The following is a 22,001-nucleotide window of genomic DNA, read 5'->3' as shown; positions in this document are numbered from 1 at the left end:
GGGCTGTGAAATACCTGTGGGAGCGGGCTTGCTCGCGAAGAGGCCGGCAAGACAAACACCACACCCCAGGGCAGATCCTCTTGTCATTGTGAATGGATCATTCGCCCAGGTAGGCCTTCTTCACCTGGTCGTCATGCAGCAAGGTCTTGGCACAGCCTTCCAGGCTGATGCGTCCGCCATCTATCACATAGGCGCGCTGGCAGGTCTGCAGTGCCAGCCGGGCGTTCTGCTCCACCAGCAGCAATGTCACCCCGTCCTTGACCACCTCGACGATTGTCTCGAAGATCTTCTGCACGATGATCGGCGCCAGGCCCATGGACGGTTCGTCCAGCAACAGCAGCTTGGGCCGCCCCATCAGCGCCCGGGAAATGGCCAGCATCTGTTGCTCGCCACCCGACATGGTGCCGGCCAACTGGAAAGCGCGCTCCTTCAGGCGCGGGAAGATGCCATACATGCGTTCGATATCGGCGCCGATGGCATCCTTGCCGTCACGCCGGCTGAAGGCTCCCATCTCGAGATTTTCGTGCACGGTCAGCTTGGGGAAGATGCCCCGCCCCTCCGGCACCAGCGCCAGCCCTTCGCGGATCAGGTCATGGCCCTTGATCGCCGCATGCGCCTTGCCATCGAAGGTAATGCTACCGGCGCTAGGTTTCAGCAACCCGGCCAAGGTTTTCAGGGTGGTGGTCTTGCCTGCACCGTTCGCGCCAATCAGCGCCACCATCTCGCCCTCGCCCACTGTCAGGTCGATGCCCTTGATGGCCTGGATGGCGCCATAGCTCACCTTGAGGTCGTTCACTTGCAGAATGTTTTTCATGCCACTGCCTCCGCACCGAGGTAGGCCTCGATCACTCGTGGGTCCTTGCGCACGTCGGCCGGCAGGCCGTCGGCGATCTTGCGGCCGAATTCCAGCACGGTGATGTGGTCGCACAGGCCCATCACCAGCTTTACATCGTGCTCGATCAACAGCACCGTCTTGCCGTCCGCCTGCATCTTGCACATCAGCTGGCGCAGGCCTTCGGTTTCCGAGGCATTCATGCCCGCCGCCGGTTCGTCGAGGGCGATCAGCTTGGGCTCGGTGGCCAGCGCCCGGGCGATTTCCAGGCGACGCTGGTCGCCATAGGAAAGGCTCTTGGCCAGCTCCCCGGCCAGGTGGCCGATGCCGACGTAGTTCAACCAGTGGCGCGCGGCCTGCCGGATTTCGCGCTCTTCACGCACGCAGGCCGGAGTACGCAGGATGGCGCCGAACACACCGCTGCGAGTGCGCACATGGCGGCCGATCATCACGTTTTCCAGGGCGGTCATGTTGTGGAACAGGCGGATGTTCTGGAAGGTGCGCGAAATGCCAGCTTCCACCACCTTGTGCGGCTTGCTGATACGCAGCGGTTTGCCGTCGAACATCACCCGCCCCTGCTCGGCCCGGTACAACCCGGTGAGCACGTTGAACAGGGTGGTCTTGCCGGCGCCGTTGGGGCCCAGCAGGCCGCGGATCTCGCCACGACGAATGCTCAAGTCGATGCCATGCAGGGCCTGCAGGCCACCGAAGAACTTGCTGACCTGATGCAGCTCGAGAAGGATGTCGCTCATGCCTTGTCCGCCTCTTTGATCGGGAGCTCGAAGGATGCTTCACTGGCCGGAGCATGCACTGCGGTGCTGAGCGCCGCAGGCATCGGCTCCGCCTCTGGGTCACCATCGTGCAGTTCGGCACGGCGGCGGTCAGACGGCCAAAGGCCTTCGGGGCGAAAACGCATCACCAGGATCAACGCCAGGCCGAACACCAGCATGCGCAGCGTCGAGGCATCCAGTACGTTGCGCAGGATGTCGCGGCTGATGAAAGTGACATTGTCCATCACCCATGGCTGGACCCAGTTGACCAGGTCGCGGAACAACTCCGGCATCACCGACAGGATCAGCGCGCCCAGCACCACGCCACGGATCGAACCCATGCCACCGAGCACCACCATGGCCAGGACCATGATCGACTCCATCAGGGTGAACGACTCGGGGCTGACAAAGCCCTGGTAGCTGGAGAACAGCACGCCGGACACGCCGCCGAAAGTGGCGCCCATGGCGAACGCCAGCAGCTTGAGGTTGCGCTTGTTCAGCCCCATGGCCTCGGCAGCCACTTCGTCCTCGCGCAGGGCCATCCAGGCACGGCCGATACGCGATACTTCCAGGCGTTTGGACAGCACGATGCTGAGGATGACGATGGCCAGGAAGAACAGGTAGTAGCTGATCACCGGCGACACTTGCAGACCGAACAGGCTCCAGCTCTGCTGCAGCGACAGCAGCGGCGCTGCACCCTCCCCCGGGGCATGCGCCCATGCTGCGCCATCCACGTGCAGCGGAGCGATGTTGCTGATGCCCTGGGGGCCATTGGTGAGGTTCACCGGTTGGTCCAGGTTGTTCATGAAAATGCGGATGATCTCGCCGAAGCCCAAGGTGACGATCGCCAGGTAATCACCGCGCAGCTTGAGCACCGGCGCGCCGATCAACACCCCACAGATGGCCGCGGCTACTGCCGCCAGCGGGATGATCACCCATACCGGCCAGTCCAGCACGCCTTCGACCAGGCCGGCCATCTGCAGGTGCGGCGAGGCAAGCAAGGCGTACAGGTAGGCACCGATGGCGTAAAAGCCGATGTAGCCCATGTCGAGCAAGCCGGCGTAGCCGATGACGATGTTCAGGCCCAACGCCAGCAACACGTAGAGCATGGCGAAGCCCAGGATGCGCACCCAGGTCGGGCCGAGCATGGGGATGGCCTCGACCAGGAACGGCAAGGCAATGAAGCCGAGGATCAACAGCAAGTATTGGCTCTTGAGGTTTTTCATGGCCGACTCCTTACGCCCGGTCAGCCTGGCGTTCGCCAAGCAGGCCGTTCGGGCGGAACAGCAGCACCAGGATCAGCACCGCGAAGGCGAAGATGTCCTGATAGTTGGCACCGAGGAAGCCACCGGTGATCTGCCCGGTGTAGCCCGCTGCCAGCGACTCGATCAGCCCCAGCAACAGGCCGCCGGCCATGGCCCCGAAAAGGTTGCCAATGCCGCCGAGCACTGCCGCCGAGAATGCCTTCAGGCCCAGCAGCAGGCCCATGTAGGCATCGGCCTGGCCGTAGTTGACCGCGCGCATTACCCCGGCGATGGCGCCCAGGCTGGCACCGATGAGGAAGGTGGCGCTGATCACCCGGTTGATGTTGATGCCCATCAGCCCGGCCACCTCCTGGTTCTGGGCGGTGGCACGCATGGCCTTGCCCAGACGGGTCTTGTCCACCAGCAGCCATAGGCCGAGCATGATCACCACCGCAATCAGCATGATCGACAGCTGCACGTTGGTAATGGTGGCGCCGAACACGTCCACCGGCTGGGTCTCGACCACCTCGGGGAAGGTCTTGTAGCCGCGCCCCCAGATCATCATCGCCAGGTTCTGCAGGGCGATGGAAATGCCGATGGCGAGAATCAGCGGGGTCAGCCGCGGGGCTTTGCGCAAGGGCCGGTAGGCGTACTTTTCCATGCCCTGGGCCAGCAGCATGCACACCACCACCGCAGCCATGATCGCCAGCAGCAAGGTGATGATGCCTGGGGCAAAACCTGCGCCCGCGAGCATCGTCAGTACCGAAATGGTCACCATGGCGCCGACCATCACCACCTCGCCATGGGCGAAGTTGATCAGGCCGATGATGCCGTAGACCATGGTGTAGCCCAAGGCTACCAGGGCATAGATGCTGCCCAGCACCAGGCCGTTGAGGACCTGTTGCAACAAGATATCGAAATTACCGTCCACGCGCTGAATCCTCGAAACTGCGTTGTCGTCGGCGCGCGGCGGCTCAGCGCCACACGCCGACAGGCCTGGCAGGTGGGAAAAGTCTTCTTGTTATGTGGCAGGCCGGCGCCTGCTTGTTATGGGGGTGGCGCTCAGTCGCGCTGGACCGACAGGGTTTTCCAGCCGCCGTCGGCGAACTGGAACACGGTAGCCGCCGGGTTCTTCAGGTTGCCTTGATCATCGAAGGCGATGGTGCCGGTGACGCCTTCGTAGCTCTGGCTCTTGAGCACTGGCAGGTACACTTTGGGGTCGTCGGAGCCGGCCTTGACCATGGCGTTGATCGCTGCCCAGGTGGCGTCATACGCGGCTGGCGACGACTGCACTACGCCCACGCCGAACTTGTCCTTGAGCTTCTGCTCGAAGGCCGCGCCCTTGGGCATGTCCAGCAGCGGCGTGCCGTAGTTCCAGGCGTAGGTGCCCTCGGCGGCGCTGCCGGCCATCTGCCTGAACGAGTCGTTGGGCAGGTTGCCGATGTTCATGAAGCGCGCCTTCAGGCCAAGATTCTTCATCTGCTTGGCCATCGGTGCGGCCTGGTAGTCGAGGGCGGCGAAGAACACCGCATCGGCCTTCTGTGCCTTGGCGGTGGTGAGAATGGCGTTGAAGTCGGTGGACTTGTCGTTGGTGTACTCGCGCACCACCACATTACCGCCGGCAGCCTTGACTGCCTTGGTCACCTCGTCGGCCAGGCCCTGGCCGTAAGCGGTGCGGTCATCGAAAATGGCGATGCGCTGGGCCTTGAGCTGGCTGACCAGGTAGTTGCCAGCGTAGCGGCCCAGGGTGGCATCGTCGTTGACGGTACGGAACACCGAAGGGATGCCCTGGCGGGTCAAGGTGGGGTTGGTGGCCGAGGGCGAGATCTGCGGGATGCCGGCGGCGGCGTAAATCTTCGAGGCGGGGATACTGGTGCCGGAGTTGTAATGGCCGATCACCACCGCCACTTTCGAGTCCACCAGGCGTTGCGCGACCGCCGTGCCGGTGCGCGGGTCGGCGACATCGTCTTCGGAGACCAGTTTGAACCGGGCGACCTTGTCGCCGATCTTCAGTTGCTGTTCGTTGGCTTCATCAACGGCAATCTGGATGCCGTGCTCGACATCCTGTCCCTGGTGCGCCGAAGGGCCGGTCAGGGGGCCGGCGAAGCCGATCCTGACGATTTCACTGTCTGCTGCGTTTGCCGTCCCCATGGCCATCAGCAACGTTACCGCGGTCGCGAGGGCTGCACGCCCTCCCTTGTTGTTATTCATGCTCAGCTCCCAGTAGTGATTGGACGAACCTCGACATCGCTTACCGCATGCGAATTGGCCGGAACGCCATCGCACTTGTAAGATAACAGTCAGCAGGCAACTGTCAATGGGTGTATGCTTGAGCCGTGGTTAAAATTTACAGGCATGCGTGGAGACCTGCTCGGGGGGGAAGCCCGCTCCTACAGATCAGATGTTTGATAACATATGCCTACAACATCACCGCTGGTTGGCTACGGATCCCGCCGCAAGGGGCATGAGGGCTGCGCGCAACCTGCCGGAGAATCAACCGTGATGAGCCAATCAGTTTCAGGAGCAACTCTTTTATGAATGCGTCGTTAGGCACGCGTCGCGCCAATCTGGCGGAAACCGTGATCCAGGAGCTTTCCGGCCGGATCGACAACGGCACCTACGGCCCGGGCGACAAGCTGCCGTCCGAACAGGAGCTGTGCAAGGAATTCAACGTCAGCCGCCCGGTCATCCGTGAGGCGGTAGCCTCGCTGCGCCTGGGTGGGCGCCTGATCGCCCGCCAGGGCGTGGGCGTCTTCGTGGTCGAGCAGGACGTGAAACGCATCGGCTTTGCCATCGACAGCGTGGTTGATGACGTGCGTGCCGCCGCGCAGATCCTGGAACTGCGCCTGGGGATCGAAACCGAGTCGGTGGCCCGCGCAGCCGAGCGCCGCAGCCCGGCCAGCATGGCGGCAATCACCGAGGCATTCGACCGTTTCAACTCACTGGACGGTGCCACGCAGGAGGAAGAAGCCAGGGCCGACTTCGAATTCCACCTGGCAATTGCCCGTGCCACCAACAACCCGCACTTCACCCAGCTGCTGGAAGCGCTGGGCCCGGACATCATCCTCGATTTGAACCTCAAGCATGGGCAGGTGACGGGCAAGAACCGCCAGGCGCACATCAAGAAGATCGGCCGAGAGCACGGGGCGATCCTCTCGGCAATCAGCATGGGCGATGTGGCCAGTGCGCGCACGGCGCTGCGCAAGCACCTGGAAGAAAGCTTGTCGCGGTATCAGCGGTTGCTCGACAGCAAGGCCTGATGGCTATCCTGTACCGGCCTCTTCGCGGCTAAAGCCGCTCCCACAGGGATCGCGCATTACCTGAAGGAGCGGCCTTGGCCGCGCAGAGGCCAGCACAGGCAGCATCAGCGGCCCGGAATCACCTCAAAGCCCCAGGCACACATACTTGACCTCGAGGTAATCCTCGATCCCGTAGCGCGACCCTTCCCTACCCAAGCCCGAAGCCTTCACCCCACCAAACGGCGCCACCTCGGTCGCCACCACGCCGACGTTGACCCCGATCATCCCATACTCCAACGCCTCGGACACCCGCCAGATTCGCCCGACATCCCGCGCATACAGGTAGCAGGCGAGGCCGAACTCGGTGTCGTTGGCCTGGGCAATCACCTCCTCCTCGCTACCGAAGCGGAAGATCGGCGCCACCGGCCCGAAGATCTCCTCGCGTGCCACGCGCATGTCCGGCGTCACATCCGCCAGCAAGGTAGGCTCGAAAAACGCCTCGCCCAGCGCATGCCGGCGCCCACCGGCCAGCACACGTGCCCCGGCCTCCACCGCTTCACCCACCAGCCGCTCGACACCACTGGCAGCACGCCCGTCGATCATAGGCCCGACCTGGGTCCCGGGCGCATCGCCCCGCCCCACCACCAGCTCAGCCACGCGCTCGGCAAAGCGCGCCACGAAGCGCTCGTAGATACCACCCTGAACATAGAACCGGTTGGCGCACACGCAGGTCTGCCCGCTGTTGCGGAACTTGGCGATCAGCGCCCCCTCCACGGCTTTTTCCAGGTCGGCATCATCGAACACGATGAACGGCGCATTGCCACCCAGCTCCATGGTCACCTTCTTCACCGTCGCCGCCGACTGCTGCAGCAACTGGATGCCGATGGGCGTGGAGCCGGTGAACGACAACTTGCGCACCACCGGGCTGGCCGTCAGCTCCCCGCCGATGGCCGCCGAGTCACCAGTCACCACGCTTAGCACGCCCGCAGGGATACCAGCGCGTTCGGCCAGCACGCACAGCGCCAGCGCGCTGAACGGAGTTTGCGAGGCCGGCTTGAGCACCAGCGTGCAACCCGCCGCCAAAGCCGGCGCCGCCTTACGGGTGATCATCGCCGCCGGAAAATTCCATGGCGTAATCGCCGCGCAGACGCCAATCGGCTCTTTGGTGACGATCAACCGACGATCAGCGCTCGGCGAAGGAATTACATCACCATAAATGCGCTTGCCCTCTTCTGCATAAAACTCCACATAGGCTGCCGCAAAGGCAATCTCGCCACGGGACTCGGCTAGCGGCTTGCCCTGTTCGGCCGTCATGATGCACGCCAGATCCTCCTGGTGGGCGAGGATTTCGCGGAACCAGGCCTGCAGCCGGGCGGCACGCTCCTTGGCAGCAAGCGCCCGCCAAGCCGGCAAGGCACGTTCGGCAGCGGCGATGGCGCGACGGGTTTCATCCGCCCCCATGCGCGGCACATGGCCGAGCACTTCGCCGCTGGCCGGGTTGGTCACGGCAATGCGCTGACCACTGTCGGCCGCCAGCCATTTTCCGTCGATATAGCAAACTTCACGCAGCAGATCACGATCGGCAAGGTTCATGTCGATTGACTCGTTCGAAAAAGGAAAAAAGGTGGGGCCGTACCGCGCCCCACCTGAGGCGAATCAGCGCTTGGCTTGCATGGCCTTGTCGCGGATCTGGCTGAGGGTCATGCGCGGGGTCAGGGCTTCGGGGTCGACCTGCACTTCGATCAGCGCCGGCTTGCCAGAAGCCTGGCAACGCTCGAAAGCGGCAGCGAAGTCCTCGGTGCGGGTGACGGTTTCACCGTGCAGCCCATAGGCACGCGCCAGGGCGGCGAAGTCAGGGTTGTGCAGCTCGGTGCCGGACACCCGCCCCGGGTAGCTGCGCTCCTGGTGCATGCGGATAGTGCCGTACATGCCGTTGTTGACCACCACGGTGATCAGGTGGGCGTCGTAGTGCGCCGCCGTGGCCAGCTCCTGGCCATTCATCAGGAAGCAGCCGTCACCGGCAAATGCCACCACAGTACGTTGCGGATAGGTCAGCTTGGCTGCCACCGCCGCCGGCACGCCATACCCCATGGACCCGTTGGTTGGCCCGAGCAACGTGCGGAACACACGGTGCTGGTAACCGCGATGCACCCAGCCGGTGTAGTTGCCGGCACCGCAGGTGAGAATGCTGTCGGCCGGCAGGGTCTTGTTCAGCCAGGCAATCACTTCGCTCATCTGCACATCGCCCGGCGAGCGTGGCGTTTCGAAGTTGCCACGGTAGCCGCTGTTCAGGCTGGCGACCCAGTCGGCGAACGCCTCGGGGCGCGCGGCTGGCAACGCAGCCGCCTGGCTCAGGAAACTGGCCGGCCCGGCATTGATGCCCAAGGTCGGCTGGTACACCCTGCCGATTTCCTCGGCACTGGCGTGCACATGCACCAGCGCCTGTTTCGGCGTCGGAATGTCGACAAGCGCATAACCGCCTGTGGTCATCTCGCCCAGGCGCGCGCCCACCACGATCAGTAGGTCCGACTGCTTCACCGCCTCGACCAGTACCGGCCCGGCAGCCAGCCCGAGGTCGCCGGCATAGTGCGAGTCGGTGTTGTCGAACAGGTCCTGGCAACGGAACGAAGCTGCCAGCGGCAGGTTCTGCACCTGCACGAAGCGCTTCAGGTCGGCCACCGCCTGGTCGTTCCAGCCGCCTCCACCGGCAATCACCAGCGGCTTGCTGGCGTTGCCCAGCAGGGCCTGCAGCTCGCCCAGCGCCTGTGGCGCCGGGGCGGCTTCGACGCGTCGCGCCGGACGCGCATCGGCCACCTGCACCAGGTCGGTCAGCATGTCCTCCGGCAAGGCGATCACCACCGGGCCGGGGCGGCCGCTGATGGCACGCTGAAAGGCCTGGTTGACCAGCTCGGGAATGCGCGCGGCATCGTCGATCTGCACCACCCACTTGGCCATCTGGCCGAACATGCGTCGGTAGTCCACTTCCTGGAAGGCTTCGCGCTCGATCTGGTCGCGGGCCACCTGGCCGATGAACAGCAGCATCGGCGTAGAGTCCTGAAACGCCGTGTGCACGCCCACCGAGGCATTGGTGGCGCCGGGGCCACGGGTGACGAAGCAGATGCCCGGCTTGCCGGTCAGCTTGCCGTAGGCCTCGGCCATGTATGCCGCACCACCCTCCTGGCGACAAACGATCAGGTCGATTTCATCCTGCACATCGTGCAACGCATCCAGCACTGCCAGGTAACTCTCGCCCGGCACGCAGAAGGCGCGCTCGACACCATTCACCCGCAGGGCATCGACCAGCACCTGGCCGCCACTGCGCTTCACTTCGGAGTTGCTCATTGTTGTTCTCCCTCAGGCGCTGCGGTCAGATGACCGAATCTTCCAGGAACGGTTTGTTGTCGATTACCCGCTGGTAACTCAGCGCACCCAGATCAAGCGAACGGTAGCCGCCATAGGTGATGAGCTCGGACAGCCCACGGCCGATGGCCGGTGCCTGCTGCAGGCCATGGCCGCTGAAGCCGTTGCAGAACAGGAAGTTGCCCACCTCGTTGTGCGGGCCGACGATGGCGTTGTGGTCGAGAACGCAGAAGTCATAGTGCCCGGCCCAGAAGTTGACCACCTTGATGCCTTCGAACGCCGGCACGCGCTCCGCAAGAATCGGCCACACCTCCTCGTCGAACTCCTCGTGCAATACGTCGAAGTCTTCGAAGTCGACTTCCGGGTCGTTTTTCGGGTAGGTGCCGCCCAGGTAGAACTTGCCTTCAGGGCGGAAGAACACACCGGTCGGGTCGATGGTCAGCGGCACGGTACCTTCCAGCGGGGTGCGGCAGTCGAACACGAACAGCGAACGGCGGCGTGGCTCAACCGGAATATCCAGGCCGGCCATACGAGCGACCTTGGTGCCACGTGTGCCGGCGCAGTTGACCAGCAGGCCGCAGCCGATACGCTCGCCACTGCCCAGTTGCACACCGGTGATGCGCTCGCCTTCACGCTGGATACCGACCACTTCGTTCTCGATATACTCGATGCCCATCGAGCGCGCCTTGCGGCGGAAGCCATTGAGCATGCCCAGGCTGTCGAACCACCCTTCGCCGCTCTGGCCATAGCTGGCACCGGCCAGGCTGTCGATGTTGACCCAGGGGAACTTGCGTTGCAGTTGCTCGGGGTCGAGCAGACGTACATCGGCACCGTGGGATACCTGGGTATCGTGCAGGCGGCGCAGCACTTCATAACCTTTGTCGTCACCGAGGAACAGGTAACCGTTCTCGTGAAAGGCCAGGTCCGGGCGATCGCCGTCCACTTCCATCACCTCCGGGAAGTTGCGCACGAACTCGGCGCCGAACCTGGAGATCTCGATGTTGATCGGGTTGGAGAACTGTTGGCGGATCGAGCTGCTGGACAGCGCGGTGGCTGACTTGTTGTAGGTCCAGTCGCGCTCGATGACCAGCACCGAACCTTTGAAATCCGGGTTGTTGGCCAGGAAATAGGCGGTGGCGCTGCCGTTGACCGCGCCGCCGACGATCACCACATCGTAATTCTGTTGTTTAGCGGTGGAAGCCATGTAATGCACTCTCTGCTGATGTGGAGATATCTACTTGTCTTCGAAGTGCCCGGCACCAGCGAAGTTGCCGCCGTGGTAGCGCGCGGCCGGTTCGTTCGGGTGCAGCGGCGGGTGCTCGGCCAGGACCTTGTCGCGGTAGTCGTCAGCACTGTCCTTGGGCACGTAGCCAAGCGACGAAGCCAGGCGGTTGTCCCACAGGCTTTCGCGGTTGGCCGACATGCCATAGACAATCATGTGCCCGACCCGCGGCGCCAGCAGCGAGCGCTCGGTGAGCTGGGCGAAGTCGTCGAACGACAGCCAGGTGGCGAGCATGCGCCGGTCCAGAGGCTCGGGGAATGACGAACCGATGCGCAGGTTGACCGACTCGATGGCGAACTTGTCCCAGTAGTAGCGGCCCAGGTCCTCGGCAAAGCACTTGCTGACGCCATACAGGCTGTCGGGGCGGTGCGCAGCGGTAGCGTCGATGGTCTCGGTGCGGTCATGGAAGCCGATGGCGTGGTTGGAGCTGGTGTACACCACCCGCTTGACGCCATTGCGCCGCGCAGCTTCGTAGATGTTGTAGGTACCGACGATGTTGCCGTTGAGGATCTTCTCGAAAGTGTCCTCCACCGGCACGCCACCGGCATGCACGATGGCGTCGACACCTTCGGTCAACGGCAGCACGTCGTTGAAGTTGGCCAGGTCGCAACGCACCAATTGCTCATGGGGTGCAGCGTGGCCCATGTCAGCGATGTCGGTCAGGCGCAGCTCATCGGCGAAGGCTGCCAGGTGCTTGCGCAGCACACTGCCCAGGCGCCCGGCGGCGCCGGTGATCAGCAGGCGTTTGAAAGGCTTGCTCATGTGTTACCTCGATTGCTTGGTGGGCTCAGGACAGCGCCGCGAACGCGTCGCGCAGCTGCCCCAGGGCTTGTTCCAGTTCCTGCCGCGATGTGGCGAACGACAGACGAATGTAGGGCTCCAGGCCAAACGCCGAACCCGGCACGGTGGCGACCTTGCCGACCCGCAACAGGTAGGCCGCAAGGTCCGCATCGTTGCCAATGACCTGGCCATCTGGCGTGCGCTTGCCAATGAAGGCACTGACCTCGGGGAACGCATAGAACGCGCCCTGCGGCATCTGCAATTGCAGGCCCGGGATCTGCGCCAGCCCCTGTACCACCAGCGCACCGCGCGCCTGATACTCGCGGTTGGCGTCACGCACGAAGTCCTGCGGCCCATTCAACGCCGCCACCGCCGCCAGCTGCGAGATGCTCGACGGGCAGGTGGTCGTCTGCGACTGGGTCTTGTTCATCGCCACGATCAGGTCCTTGGGGCCTGCCGCGTAACCCAGCCGATAACCGGTCATGGCATAGGCCTTGGAAACGCCGTTGATCAGCAAGGTGCGCTCGCGCAACTGCGGGCAGGCGGTAACGAAGGACACGAACGGCTGGTCGCCCAACACGATGTGCTCGTAGATCTCGTCGGAAATCACCAGCACCTTGGGGTGGCGCTCCAGTACCTTGCCCAGTGCTGCGAACTCTTCACGGGTGAAGATCGCCCCGCTCGGATTGTTCGGCGAGTTGAGCATCACCCAGCGGGTACGCGGGGTGATCGCCGCCTCCAGCTGCTCGGGGCGCAGCTTGAAGCCCTGCTCGGCAGTGCACGGGATGACCCTGGGCACGCCACCGTTGAGCATGGCCATGTCGGTGTACGACACCCAGTAAGGTGCCGGGGTGATTACCTCGTCACCCGGCTCGAGGGTGGCCAGGAAGGCGTTGAACAGCAGTTGCTTGGCACCGTTGCCTACACAGATTTCGTCCAGCCCATAGACCAGGTCGTTTTCCCGAGCGAACTTGTCGACGATGGCTTGGCGCAACACCTCCAGGCCGTTGGGCCCGGTGTAATGGTTGTTGCCTGCCAGCATCGCCTGGTAGGCGGCTTCGATCACATGAGCCGGTACGTTGTAATCCGGCTCGCCGAGCGCCAGGTTGATCACCGGCTCGCCCTGGGCCAGCATCTGTTTGGCCAGCACCGACACGGCCATGCTCGGTGAGCTTTTTACCGCGCGCACGCGGCTGCTTTGCACATCCATCGTCTAGCACTCCTGGGCGGCATCGAAGCCGTAGTCGTTGCGCGCCTGCTCGGCGCTGATGTAGCCAAAGCGCAGGTCACGCTCGACCTGCTGGCGGTCGCGTTGACGCGGGTCGCCATAGCCACCACCACCCGGCAGGCGCAACACCAGGCGGCGCTCGGCCGGCACGAACTGCTGGCCCTTGCCGCGCAGCAGGCTGCCGTCATCCAGGCCGACATAACCTTCAGCGCCCTGCTTGCCACCCTCCAGGCCGCGGGCGGCATGCTGGATGCGATCGAACATGGCGCTGAAGCGGAAGCTGTAGCCCGCGGCCGCCGACACTTCAATCTCCTGCCCCAGGCCGCCGCGCAGTTGGCCGGCACCGCCGGAGCCTTCACGCAGCTCCTTGCGCCACACCACCACCGGGCCGGCGTGTTCTGTGGCTTCCACCGGCATGGTGTGCACACCACTGGGGAATGCCGTGGCGCTCAGGCCATCCATCGCTGAACGCGCCCCCATGCCGCCGCTGTTGAACATCAGCATCTCGGCGTTGCGACCGTTCGGGTTGCTCTCCAGCGGGCGCACGCTCAGGTGCAGGTTCCACAAGGCGCTGGCCCCCTCGGCCGGCACCTTGCCCGGCAGGCACTTATGCAGTGCCCCCAGCACCAGGTCGGGCACGAAGTGACCCAGCACATGGCGCACCGACACCGGCGCCGGGTGCTTGGCATTGAGGATGCAGCCCTCGGGCGCAGTGACCTCGAACGGCGCCAGCGAGGCAGTGTTGTTGGGGATTTCCGGCGCCACGATGCACTTGAGGCCATAACAGGCGTAGGCCTTGGCATAGCCCAGCGGCACGTTGATGCCGAACTGGCTCATGCCCGATGTGCCTGTGAAGTCGCTGTTGATGCCATCGGGGCCGACAGTGATGGTTACCGCCAGGGTCACAGGCACGTCGTAGCCATCGAGGGTCATGCTGTTGCTGTAGGTGCCATGCGGCAGCGCCTTGAAGCACTCCAGCGTGGCGCGGCGGCTGTGTTCGAGGATGAAGCCACCAATGTGCTCCAGGTCATCCAGCCTGAACTCTTCGAGCATGTCGATCAGGCGCTTGTGACCAGTCTCGTTGCACGCCGACAGCGCATAGAAGTCGCCCACCACCCGGTCGTTCTCGCGTACGTTGTTGCGCAGTATGTTTATCAGGTCGCGGTTGACCTTGCCGCGCTCGAACAGCTTCATGATCGGGATGAACAGGCCTTCCTCGTATACCTCGCGGGCGTCCGGGCCAAAGCCACGGCCACCGATGTCGACCACGTGGGCGGTACTGGCAAAGTAACCAATCAGCCTGCCCTTGTAGAACGACGGCGAAACGATGGTGATGTCGTGCAGGTGGCCGGTACCCTTCCACGGGTCGTTGGTCACATACACGTCGCCTTCGAAGATGTTGTCTTCGCCGATGTCGTTGATGAAGTGCACCACCGCCTCGGCCATGGTATTGACGTGGCCGGGGGTGCCGGTGACGGCCTGGGCCAGCATGTTGCCGGCGCGGTCGAACACCCCGGCAGACAGGTCGCCGGCCTCGCGCACGCTGGTGGAGAATGCGGTGCGGATCAGGGTCAGGGCCTGCTCTTCGACCACCGAGACCAGGCGGTTCCACATCACCTGCATTTGAATGTCGATCAAAGTATCGCTCATGGTTCTGGCTTCCGAATTCAGGCGTTAGCGGCGCACGACCAGCAGGCAGCCGTCTGGCTGGACCGTGGCGGTGAAGTTGGAGGTGACGAAGGTCGAGGTTTCGCGCTCGACGATGATTGCCGGGCCATCGACGCGGGCACCGACCTGCAGTTCCTCGCGCGGATGGATGCCGGCCTCGACGAAACCGCCGGCAGCCACGTCGAACACCTGGCGGCGGGCGACTTCATGGGAGCGGTAGGCGGCACCCACTTCTTCGATTTGCTGTACCGGTGGCAACGGTGAACTGGCCTTGACCGACCAGCTGACGATTTCGATATCCGGCCCTTCGATAGGGCGACCGAAGAAGCGGGTATAGGCTTCTTCGAAACGGGCCTTGAACTCCACCATATCCGCGGCGCTGAAGGCCTTGAACGGCAGGGCAACCGGAATTTCCCAACCTTGGCCGACATAGCGCATGAACGCGGTGCATTCCATTTCCGGCTCACCGGTTGGCATACCTTGACGCAGGAAGCCCAGCGACTCGGCTTTCATCTCGTCGATCAGGCCATTGACCTGCACGGCCTCGAATTCGGACAGGCGCACGAAGGCACTGCGCACGGCTTCGTAGCCGAATGGCGCACGCAGGAAGCCGATGGCCGAGCCCACACCGGCGCCGGCCGGGACAATGAAGCGCGCCACGCCCATCTTTTCGCACAGCCGTGCAGCGTGGAGCGGACCGCCGCCACCGAAGGTGATCATGGTGTAGTCGGCGATATCCTTGCCACTCTCCACCGCATGCACGCGACCAGCGTTGGCCATGTTCTCGTCGACCACTTCGCACACGCCAAAGGCTGCGGTATCGGCCTGCATGCCCAGCGGCTGGCCGATGACCCGAGCCATGGCGTTGGCGGCATTGTCGGTGGAGAGGCGCAACGCGCCACCGGCAAAGTTGTCGGCGTCCAGGCGGCCGAGCAGCAGGTTGGCGTCGGTGATGGTCGGCTCCTGACCGCCACGGCCGTAACAGGCCGGGCCTGGCTCGGAAGCCGCGCTATGCGGGCCAACGCGAATCTGGCGCATGCTGTCGATGCTGGCAATGGACCCGCCGCCGGCGCCGATCTCGACCATCTCGACCACCGGAATGGAAATCGGCATACCACTGCCCTTCTTGAAGCGATAGGTACGTGCAACCTCGAAGGTTTTCGCGGTTTTCGGCACCTGGTCTTCGATCAGGCAGATTTTTGCCGTGGTGCCGCCCATGTCGAATGACAGCACGTTCTCCAGCTGGTACCGGCGAGCGATATCGGCAGCGAAGATGGCGCCGCCGGCTGGACCGGACTCCACCAGACGTACCGGGAATTCAGCGGCACTCTGCACCGAGATGATGCCGCCACCGGAGTGGATCATGAAAACCGGGCAGTCGGCGCCGGCTTCCTTGAGGGTGACCACCAGGCGGTCCAGGTAGGACTTGATCAGCGGCTTGACGTAGGCGTTGGCGCATACGGTATTGAAGCGCTCGAACTCGCGCATCTGCGGCGAAACTTCGCTGGAGATGGAAATTGACAGTTGCGGCAGACGCGCCTGCAGGGCATCGCGCAACTGGCGCTCGTGGGCACCATTGACGTAGCTGTGGATGAAGCCGATAGCCACGCTCTGGTAGTTGCCTTCGGCGATACGCTCGACCAATGCGTCGATCTCGGCCTGCGCCGGGGCGATCAGTACCTGGCCTTTGACATCCAGGCGTTCGCGCAGGGTGTAGCGGTGTTCGCGGTCGATTAGCGGCGGCGGCAGGACGATGTTGATGTCGTACTGCTCGAAGCGGTTTTCGGTGCGCATTTCAAGGGTGTCACGGAAGCCTTCGGTGGTGATGAAGGCGGTGCGTGCGCCACGGCGCTCAATCAGCGCATTGGTGGCAAGGGTGGTGCCATGGATCAGCTGATCGATGTCCGACAGCGACAGGCCCGCCTGCTCCACCACTTGGCGCACGCCAGTGAGGATGGCCCGTTCCGGCAGCTCGTAGTCGGTCAGGATCTTGGTCGAATGCAGCACGCCGTTCACGTCCAGCGCGATATCGGTGAAGGTCCCGCCTATGTCCACGCCGACCCGGCATGATGTCGCAGTCATCGTCATATCCCCTGCAATGCTTTGTAGTTGTCTCGATCCGCTGAAGCGGTCTTCATGTAAGTTATATGTTGTCTTACATGTGGTCAAGCACCTATTTGCTGAAATCTGCTGCGCCAGTGCCGGCCTCTTCGCGGGCATGCCCGCTCCCACAGGATCACCACAGACCTTGAGAGCAGTACAGTACCTGTGGGAGCGGGCGTGCCCGCGAAGAGACCTGCACAGCCAATACAACTAGCGGATCAACCGCCGGTCTTGACCATCCGCCCGCCGCCCACCGCCTGCGCCGTGGGGAACACTTCCAGCCGCGACACATCCACCTGCCGCGGCATCTTCAGCGCCGCCAGCAACAGCTGTGCAATATCCTCCGGCTGGATCGACTCATAACCGTCATACAGTTCGCTGCCCGCCGCCTGCATGCCCATGGCGGTCTTGTACAGCTGGGTCTGCACCCTGCCCGGGGCAATCTCGGTCACCCGCACCCCGCTGCCCAGCAAGTCACAGCGCAAGGCATCGCAGAACAGGCTTACACCAGCCTTGGACGCCCCGTATACAGCAGCCCCCGGGTGCGGCGCGCGGCCAGCACTGGAGCCAATGAAGAACAGATGCCCCCTGCCCCGTCCGACCATGCCCGGCAGCACCTGGCGCGCCAGGTGCAGCGGCGCCTTGAGGTTGATGTCGAGCATGTTGTCGATTTCGGCTTCGTCGATGTCCTGGAACGCCGCACGGGTGGAAAGAATGCCCGCGTTGTTGACCAGCACATCCACCGCTTGCCCTTCCAGCGCAACAGCCAGCGAACGGTAGTCGCGCACATCCGCCTGCAAGATGGTCACACCCGGCTCGCCAGCCAGCTCCGCGAGCGCTTCCGGGCTGCGCCCGACCGCAATCACCTGCAGGCCGGCGTCACGCAGCGCCAGTACGATGGCCTTGCCGATACCGCTGGTAGCCCCAGTCACCAGCGCGCGCTGGTAGCCCTCGGGAAATGCGACTTCAGGCATAGATGTAACCCCCGCTGACGATCACGTTTTCACCGGTGGCGTAGCTGTTGCGGCTGCTGCCCATCATCACGATCCACTCGGCGATTTCTGCTGGTTCCGCGGCGCGACCCAACGGGTTGGCCGCTGCCAGTTCACCAAGGAAGCCCAGCTGCTTGGCGCGCTCGGTGGCAAAACCGGCCGGGGCCACCGAATTGACCAGGATCTGGTCCTTGGCACAGGCCTGGGCGAACGACTTGGTCAGGCTCACCACCGCAGCCTTGGTCGCCGCATAGTGGGCGTTTTGCGGGTGGGCCTTGAAGGCATCAACCGAAGTGACGTTGACGATGCGCCCGGTCACCGCCGGGGCTGCCACGTACTGCTGCATGTGGCGCACCGCAGCGACCATCATGTGGTAGGTACCCTTGATATTGACGGCGTTTTCCAGGTCCCACTCTTCGTCAGTGATCTCGAGGATATCCTTGCGCGGGTAGATCGCCGCACTGTTGACCAGGCAATGCACCCGGCCCATGCCTTCGACGATCTGGTCGAAGGCCGCGTGGGCAGTGTCCTTGCGGGCGATGTCACCCACCGCGATCGCCACCTCCACACCCTGCCCGCGCAGCTCTTCTGCTGCTTGCAGCAACAATTGCTCGTTGCGGTCGATCAGGCCGATCTTGCCAGCGCCACGCTTGACCATCAGCCGGGCTGTTTCCAGGCCCAGACCTGAGGCGCCACCTACGATCACCACCGTTTGATTTTCCACAAAACACCTCCGTGATTGAGTCTTTACGTAAGATGCCTGTTGTCTTACATTTGGTCAAACATCAATTCGTCCACAGGTGCTGCCATGCCCGCCTCCAGCCACCCGCCCGTACCCGCCCCGCATGCCCGGGACCGCTTGCTGGAGGCGGCGAGCGCGCTGTTTGCCAGCCACGGCTACCAGGCCATCGGCCTGCGCGACCTGGCCAGCCACCTGGGGCTCCGAGCCGGGTCGCTGTACCACCATATCGAGAGCAAACAGGGCCTGCTGTTCGAACTGATCGAATCGAGCCTGACCGACCTGCTGTATGAAACCCGACAATGCCTCAAAAGCGCCCGTACCAACAGTGAACGCTTGCCGTGCTTCGTCCAGGCGTTTGTTGCGTACAGCCAGGCCAACCCGGACAAGCTGGTGCTACTGACCCGCGAAGCCATGAACCTGAACGAAGAGCAACTGTTGCAGGTTGAACAGTTGAAGGCGCAATACAGCGGACTGCTCAGCGAAATTGTCGCAGCCGAGTGCGGCTTGACGGCATCGCGCGCGCGTTCGATCGCCCAGGCGGTACTTGGGTTATTGTGCGGTCAGGCCCAGTGGGGAACGGTGATGGCCGCCAGAGAGCAACTGGTGGCGTTCGTACAAGGGATTGTCGGAACCGGTAAGGCGGCGGCATGCCCGTAAAACACAATTCGCATAAGAATATGAATTCTTATTCTTTTTTAACCATCAAGCATTGCTCTATAACTGTCCTCACTGCACAGCCGCCAACACCCGGCCAACTGTCTGCAGCGCAACACACGATCAACAGGCAACGCCCGCACGGCAACAGCGCCGCAACCATCAGAAAAGCGCTAACCCGTTGAAATAAAAGCACATTCATACTCGGCACGACGATTGCTCAAGCAAAGTCCCCCGCTCAACCAGCACCGGAGACCTGCCCATGAGCACCCCACTGAACGTCGTAGCCCTGTCCGGCGGCACTGCCCGCCCATCGCGCACCCTGGCCCTGACCGAGGCGATCCTCGCCGAACTGGCCCAGCACCTGCACATCAAGCCGCACCTGATCGAACTGGGCGAGATCGCCCGCCCGCTGGGCAGCGCCCTGTGGCGCAGCGAACTGCCCGAGGCCGTCGAGCAGCAACTGCGCCTGGTGGAAAAAGCCGACCTGCTGGTGGTGACCACGCCGGTGTACCGCGGCAGCTTCACCGGCCACTTCAAGCACCTGTTCGACCTGATCGGCCAGGACGCCCTGGTCGACACCCCGGTGCTGCTCGCCGCCACCGGCGGCAGCGAGCGCCACGCGCTGGTGCTCGACCACCAGCTGCGCCCACTGTTCAGCTTCCTGCAAGCCCTGACGCTGCCCATCGGCGTGTTCGCCAGCCAGGCGGAAATGGCCGACTACCGGGTGTCCAGCGCAGCCCTTGCCGCCCGCATCCGCCTGGCCGCAGAGCGCGCCGTGCCGCTGTTCGGCGCTCATCATGCGCTGCGCAAGAGCGCCTGAGGAGCGGCCATGAATGCACCTGTGAATACCGCCCAGCGCCCTGCCCTGATCATCGCCCGCGAACTGGCCGGGCAGTTTGCCCAGACCGCCGTCGAACGCGACGAGCGTGGCGGCACGCCAAAAGCCGAGCGCGATGCCCTGCGTGACAGCGGCCTGCTGTCGCTGGTGATCCCGCAGGCCTTCGGCGGCCAGGGCGCCAGCTGGCATGACACCTTCGCGGTGGTGCGCGAGTTCGCCCGGGTCGACAGCTCCATCGCCCACGTGTTCGGCTTCCATCACCTGATGCTGGCCACCGTGCGCCTGTTCTCGCGCCCGGACCAATGGCAACCGTGGTTCGAGCAGACCGCCCGCAAGCAGTGGTTCTGGGGCAATGCCCTGAACCCGCTGGACACACGCACCGTGGTCAAGCACTTCGATGGCTGGTGCGAGTTTTCTGGCAAGAAAAGCTTCTGCTCCGGCGCCAGCGACTCGGAAATGCTCATCGCCTCGGCGGTGGACGAACGTGCCGGCGGCAAGCTGCTGATTGCCGCCATCCCGAGTGGCCGCACCGGCATCAGCCTGCACAGCGACTGGAACAACATCGGCCAGCGCCAGACCGACAGCGGCAGCGCCACGTTCGAGCGGGTACGGGTGGAGCACAACGAACTGCTGCTCGACCCTGGCCCCCTGAGCACGCCGTTCGCCGCCCTGCGCCCGCTGATTGCCCAGTTGCACTTCGCCAACCTGTTCCTCGGCATCGCCGAGGGGGCGTTCGAGGAGGCCCGCCAGTACACGCTCAAGGAAAGCCGGCCGTGGTTCCGCTCAAGCGCCGCCAGCAGCGCCGAAGACCCCTACGTGCTGCGCCATTACGGCGAGTTCTGGGTCGGCCTGGAGAGCGTGCGCCTGCTGATCGAACGGGCCGCACGCCAGCTCGATGCCGCCTGGGCCAGGGAACACGCCCTCACGGCGCAAGAGCGCGGCGACCTGGCCCTGGCCATCGGCACCGCCAAGGTCGCCGCCAGCCGCCATGGCCTGGACATCTGTAACCGCCTGTTCGAGGTCACCGGCGCCCGTGCCACCCATGCCTCGCTACGTTTCGACCGGCACTGGCGCAACCTGCGCACGCAAACCCTGCACGACCCAGTGGACTACCGTATCCACGAACTCGGCGAGTGGGCCCTCAACGACAAGCGCCCTGCCCCATCCTTCTATTCCTGAGGATTGCCCATGCAACTGCTGACCCTCCCCCCGTCCCCGACACTGGCCACCTCGATCCGGGCCACCGCACAGGTTTTCGAAGACCCCAGGTCGCAGGCGCTGCTTGCCCACCTGCAACAGGTCGCCCCCAGCGAGGCCAGCGTGCTGATCATCGGCGAAACCGGCACGGGCAAGGAGCTGGTCGCACGCCACATCCACAACCTCAGTGACCGGCGCAACGGCCCGTTCGTCGCTGTCAACTGCGGAGCCTTCTCCGAATCGCTGGTCGAGGCGGAGCTGTTCGGCCATGAAAAAGGCGCCTTCACCGGTGCCCTGGCGGCCAAGGCCGGCTGGTTCGAGGAAGCCAACGGCGGCACGCTGTTCCTCGACGAAATCGGCGACCTGCCGTTGCCGATCCAGGTCAAGCTGCTGCGCGTGCTGCAGGAGCGCGAAGTGGTGCGGCTGGGGTCGCGCAAGAGCATCCCGATCAATGTGCGGGTACTGGCGGCGACCAATGTGCAGCTGGAAAAGGCCATTAACGCCGGGCATTTTCGCGAAGACCTGTACTACCGGCTGAACGTGGTGACCTTGCAGTTGCACCCATTGCGCGACCGCCCGGGCGACATCCTGCCCTTGGCCCGGCACTTCATCCGCAGCTACAGCGACCGGCTGGGCTACGGGCCGGTGGAACTGAGCGCCAAGGCCCAGGCCAAACTGGTGGAATACAGTTGGCCGGGCAACATCCGCGAGTTGGAGAACGTGATTCACCACAGCTTGCTGACCTGCGGCGACGGCACGGTGCAGGCGCAGGACCTGCGCTTGTCCAACCTGCGTATCGAACGGCAGGAGGAAGAGCCGGCGGGCAATGGTGTGGAGGATCTGCTGCAGCGGGCGTTCAGCCGCTTGTTCGAAGAGCAGTCGGGTGACCTGTACGAAAAGGTGGAAAATACCCTGCTGCGGTCGGCGTATCGGTTCTGCCATTACAACCAGGTGCATACCGCGCAGTTGCTGGGTTTGTCGCGCAACATCACCCGCACCCGGCTGATTGCGATCGGTGAGTTGGTGGTGAACAAGCGGCGGGGGCAGGAGCAGCAGGTGCTGGATAACC

The 22,001-nt window shown here is 63.9% G+C and carries 19 protein-coding genes; 5 read left to right on the top strand and 14 right to left on the bottom strand.

Annotation, left to right across the window (positions count from 1 at the left end):
• Positions 1–97 precede the first annotated feature (97 nt).
• The 5 genes from ACK1U9_RS12630 to ACK1U9_RS12610 form a co-directional block, all read right to left on the bottom strand.
• A complete protein-coding gene (locus tag ACK1U9_RS12630) occupies positions 98–805 on the bottom strand; it encodes an ATP-binding cassette domain-containing protein (protein WP_441344402.1) in 708 nt (235 codons plus the stop codon).
• A gap of 5 nt (positions 806–810) precedes the next feature.
• The gene (locus tag ACK1U9_RS12625) at positions 811–1,584 is read right to left on the bottom strand and encodes an ABC transporter ATP-binding protein (protein ID WP_085615268.1); all 774 of its coding nucleotides are present in this window, start codon (positions 1,582–1,584) and stop codon (positions 811–813) included.
• Positions 1,581–2,828: an ABC transporter permease subunit gene (locus ACK1U9_RS12620; RefSeq protein ID WP_108481450.1), complete on the bottom strand. Its 1,248-nt coding sequence runs from the start codon at positions 2,826–2,828 to the stop codon at positions 1,581–1,583. Before ACK1U9_RS12620 ends, ACK1U9_RS12625 begins: the two co-directional genes overlap by 4 nt.
• Positions 2,829–2,838: 10 nt before the next feature.
• Positions 2,839–3,777: a branched-chain amino acid ABC transporter permease gene (locus ACK1U9_RS12615; RefSeq protein WP_108481449.1), complete on the bottom strand. Its 939-nt coding sequence runs from the start codon at positions 3,775–3,777 to the stop codon at positions 2,839–2,841.
• Positions 3,778–3,908: 131 nt separating this feature from the next.
• Complete coding sequence (locus ACK1U9_RS12610; protein ID WP_230386331.1) at positions 3,909–5,057, bottom strand: branched-chain amino acid ABC transporter substrate-binding protein; 1,149 nt, start codon at positions 5,055–5,057, stop codon at positions 3,909–3,911.
• A 323-nt stretch (positions 5,058–5,380) separates the two neighbouring features.
• Between ACK1U9_RS12610 and ACK1U9_RS12605 the strand changes: the two genes are divergently transcribed.
• Positions 5,381–6,106 (top strand): FadR/GntR family transcriptional regulator, encoded by a 726-nt coding sequence (locus ACK1U9_RS12605; RefSeq protein WP_085615260.1) that lies wholly within the window; start codon positions 5,381–5,383, stop codon positions 6,104–6,106.
• Between the two features lie 123 nt (positions 6,107–6,229).
• Here ACK1U9_RS12605 and ACK1U9_RS12600 read toward each other — a convergent pair whose 3' ends face one another.
• The 9 genes from ACK1U9_RS12600 to ACK1U9_RS12560 all read right to left on the bottom strand — a co-directional run bounded on the left by ACK1U9_RS12600 (position 6,230) and on the right by ACK1U9_RS12560 (position 18,222).
• The gene (locus tag ACK1U9_RS12600) at positions 6,230–7,678 is read right to left on the bottom strand and encodes an NAD-dependent succinate-semialdehyde dehydrogenase (protein ID WP_153670803.1); all 1,449 of its coding nucleotides are present in this window, start codon (positions 7,676–7,678) and stop codon (positions 6,230–6,232) included.
• A gap of 63 nt (positions 7,679–7,741) precedes the next feature.
• Complete coding sequence (locus tag ACK1U9_RS12595) at positions 7,742–9,427, bottom strand: thiamine pyrophosphate-binding protein (protein WP_108480891.1); 1,686 nt, start codon at positions 9,425–9,427, stop codon at positions 7,742–7,744.
• 25 nt (positions 9,428–9,452) lie between these two features.
• Entirely contained in the window at positions 9,453–10,649 is a 1,197-nt protein-coding gene (locus ACK1U9_RS12590; RefSeq protein ID WP_108480890.1) for an NAD(P)/FAD-dependent oxidoreductase, read from the bottom strand.
• A gap of 30 nt (positions 10,650–10,679) precedes the next feature.
• The gene (locus ACK1U9_RS12585; protein WP_108480889.1) at positions 10,680–11,489 is read right to left on the bottom strand and encodes an NAD-dependent epimerase/dehydratase family protein; all 810 of its coding nucleotides are present in this window, start codon (positions 11,487–11,489) and stop codon (positions 10,680–10,682) included.
• 25 nt (positions 11,490–11,514) lie between these two features.
• Positions 11,515–12,717: a pyridoxal phosphate-dependent aminotransferase gene (locus tag ACK1U9_RS12580; protein ID WP_085615250.1), complete on the bottom strand. Its 1,203-nt coding sequence runs from the start codon at positions 12,715–12,717 to the stop codon at positions 11,515–11,517.
• Between the two features lie 3 nt (positions 12,718–12,720).
• Entirely contained in the window at positions 12,721–14,385 is a 1,665-nt protein-coding gene (locus tag ACK1U9_RS12575) for a hydantoinase B/oxoprolinase family protein (protein WP_108480888.1), read from the bottom strand.
• A gap of 24 nt (positions 14,386–14,409) precedes the next feature.
• Positions 14,410–16,485 carry a hydantoinase/oxoprolinase family protein gene (locus ACK1U9_RS12570; RefSeq protein WP_108480887.1) on the bottom strand — a complete coding sequence of 692 codons (2,076 nt, stop codon included), beginning with the start codon at positions 16,483–16,485 and terminating at the stop codon, positions 14,410–14,412.
• A gap of 239 nt (positions 16,486–16,724) precedes the next feature.
• Positions 16,725–17,480 carry an SDR family oxidoreductase gene (locus ACK1U9_RS12565; protein ID WP_085615244.1) on the bottom strand — a complete coding sequence of 252 codons (756 nt, stop codon included), beginning with the start codon at positions 17,478–17,480 and terminating at the stop codon, positions 16,725–16,727.
• A complete protein-coding gene (locus ACK1U9_RS12560; RefSeq protein ID WP_108480886.1) occupies positions 17,473–18,222 on the bottom strand; it encodes an SDR family NAD(P)-dependent oxidoreductase in 750 nt (249 codons plus the stop codon). The genes ACK1U9_RS12565 and ACK1U9_RS12560 overlap by 8 nt, the downstream gene beginning before the upstream one ends.
• Before the next feature lie 84 nt (positions 18,223–18,306).
• Here ACK1U9_RS12560 and ACK1U9_RS12555 point away from each other — a divergent pair, with 84 nt between their 5' ends.
• The 4 genes from ACK1U9_RS12555 to sfnR all read left to right on the top strand — a co-directional run.
• Positions 18,307–18,897 (top strand): TetR/AcrR family transcriptional regulator, encoded by a 591-nt coding sequence (locus ACK1U9_RS12555; protein ID WP_153670802.1) that lies wholly within the window; start codon positions 18,307–18,309, stop codon positions 18,895–18,897.
• 259 nt (positions 18,898–19,156) lie between these two features.
• Positions 19,157–19,717, top strand: coding sequence for an FMN reductase (msuE, locus tag ACK1U9_RS12550; RefSeq protein WP_025338724.1), 561 nt, complete (start codon positions 19,157–19,159; stop codon positions 19,715–19,717).
• A 9-nt stretch (positions 19,718–19,726) separates the two neighbouring features.
• Entirely contained in the window at positions 19,727–20,914 is a 1,188-nt protein-coding gene (locus ACK1U9_RS12545) for an acyl-CoA dehydrogenase family protein (RefSeq protein ID WP_085599203.1), read from the top strand.
• Between the two features lie 9 nt (positions 20,915–20,923).
• Positions 20,924–22,001 (top strand): sigma54-dependent transcriptional activator SfnR (gene sfnR, locus ACK1U9_RS12540; RefSeq protein ID WP_449109929.1); only part of this gene is annotated, 1,078 nt, incomplete at its 3' end.

It is taken from the genome of Pseudomonas sp. XP1 (assembly GCF_053557675.1).
Note: the sequence above shows the minus strand (reverse complement) of the source record. Positions and strands in the feature narration are given on the sequence as shown.

Coding starts and splice junctions, on each gene's coding strand:
- ACK1U9_RS12625 (WP_085615268.1), bottom strand. CDS start 1,584: ATGAGCGACATCCTTCTCGAGCTGCATCAGGTCAGCAAGTTCTTCGGT.
- ACK1U9_RS12620 (WP_108481450.1), bottom strand. CDS start 2,828: ATGAAAAACCTCAAGAGCCAATACTTGCTGTTGATCCTCGGCTTCATT.
- ACK1U9_RS12610 (WP_230386331.1), bottom strand. CDS start 5,057: ATGAATAACAACAAGGGAGGGCGTGCAGCCCTCGCGACCGCGGTAACG.
- ACK1U9_RS12605 (WP_085615260.1), top strand. CDS start 5,381: ATGAATGCGTCGTTAGGCACGCGTCGCGCCAATCTGGCGGAAACCGTG.
- ACK1U9_RS12600 (WP_153670803.1), bottom strand. CDS start 7,678: ATGAACCTTGCCGATCGTGATCTGCTGCGTGAAGTTTGCTATATCGAC.
- ACK1U9_RS12595 (WP_108480891.1), bottom strand. CDS start 9,427: ATGAGCAACTCCGAAGTGAAGCGCAGTGGCGGCCAGGTGCTGGTCGAT.
- ACK1U9_RS12590 (WP_108480890.1), bottom strand. CDS start 10,649: ATGGCTTCCACCGCTAAACAACAGAATTACGATGTGGTGATCGTCGGC.
- ACK1U9_RS12585 (WP_108480889.1), bottom strand. CDS start 11,489: ATGAGCAAGCCTTTCAAACGCCTGCTGATCACCGGCGCCGCCGGGCGC.
- ACK1U9_RS12580 (WP_085615250.1), bottom strand. CDS start 12,717: ATGGATGTGCAAAGCAGCCGCGTGCGCGCGGTAAAAAGCTCACCGAGC.
- ACK1U9_RS12575 (WP_108480888.1), bottom strand. CDS start 14,385: ATGAGCGATACTTTGATCGACATTCAAATGCAGGTGATGTGGAACCGC.
- ACK1U9_RS12570 (WP_108480887.1), bottom strand. CDS start 16,485: ATGACTGCGACATCATGCCGGGTCGGCGTGGACATAGGCGGGACCTTC.
- ACK1U9_RS12565 (WP_085615244.1), bottom strand. CDS start 17,480: ATGCCTGAAGTCGCATTTCCCGAGGGCTACCAGCGCGCGCTGGTGACT.
- ACK1U9_RS12555 (WP_153670802.1), top strand. CDS start 18,307: ATGCCCGCCTCCAGCCACCCGCCCGTACCCGCCCCGCATGCCCGGGAC.
- msuE (WP_025338724.1), top strand. CDS start 19,157: ATGAGCACCCCACTGAACGTCGTAGCCCTGTCCGGCGGCACTGCCCGC.
- ACK1U9_RS12545 (WP_085599203.1), top strand. CDS start 19,727: ATGAATGCACCTGTGAATACCGCCCAGCGCCCTGCCCTGATCATCGCC.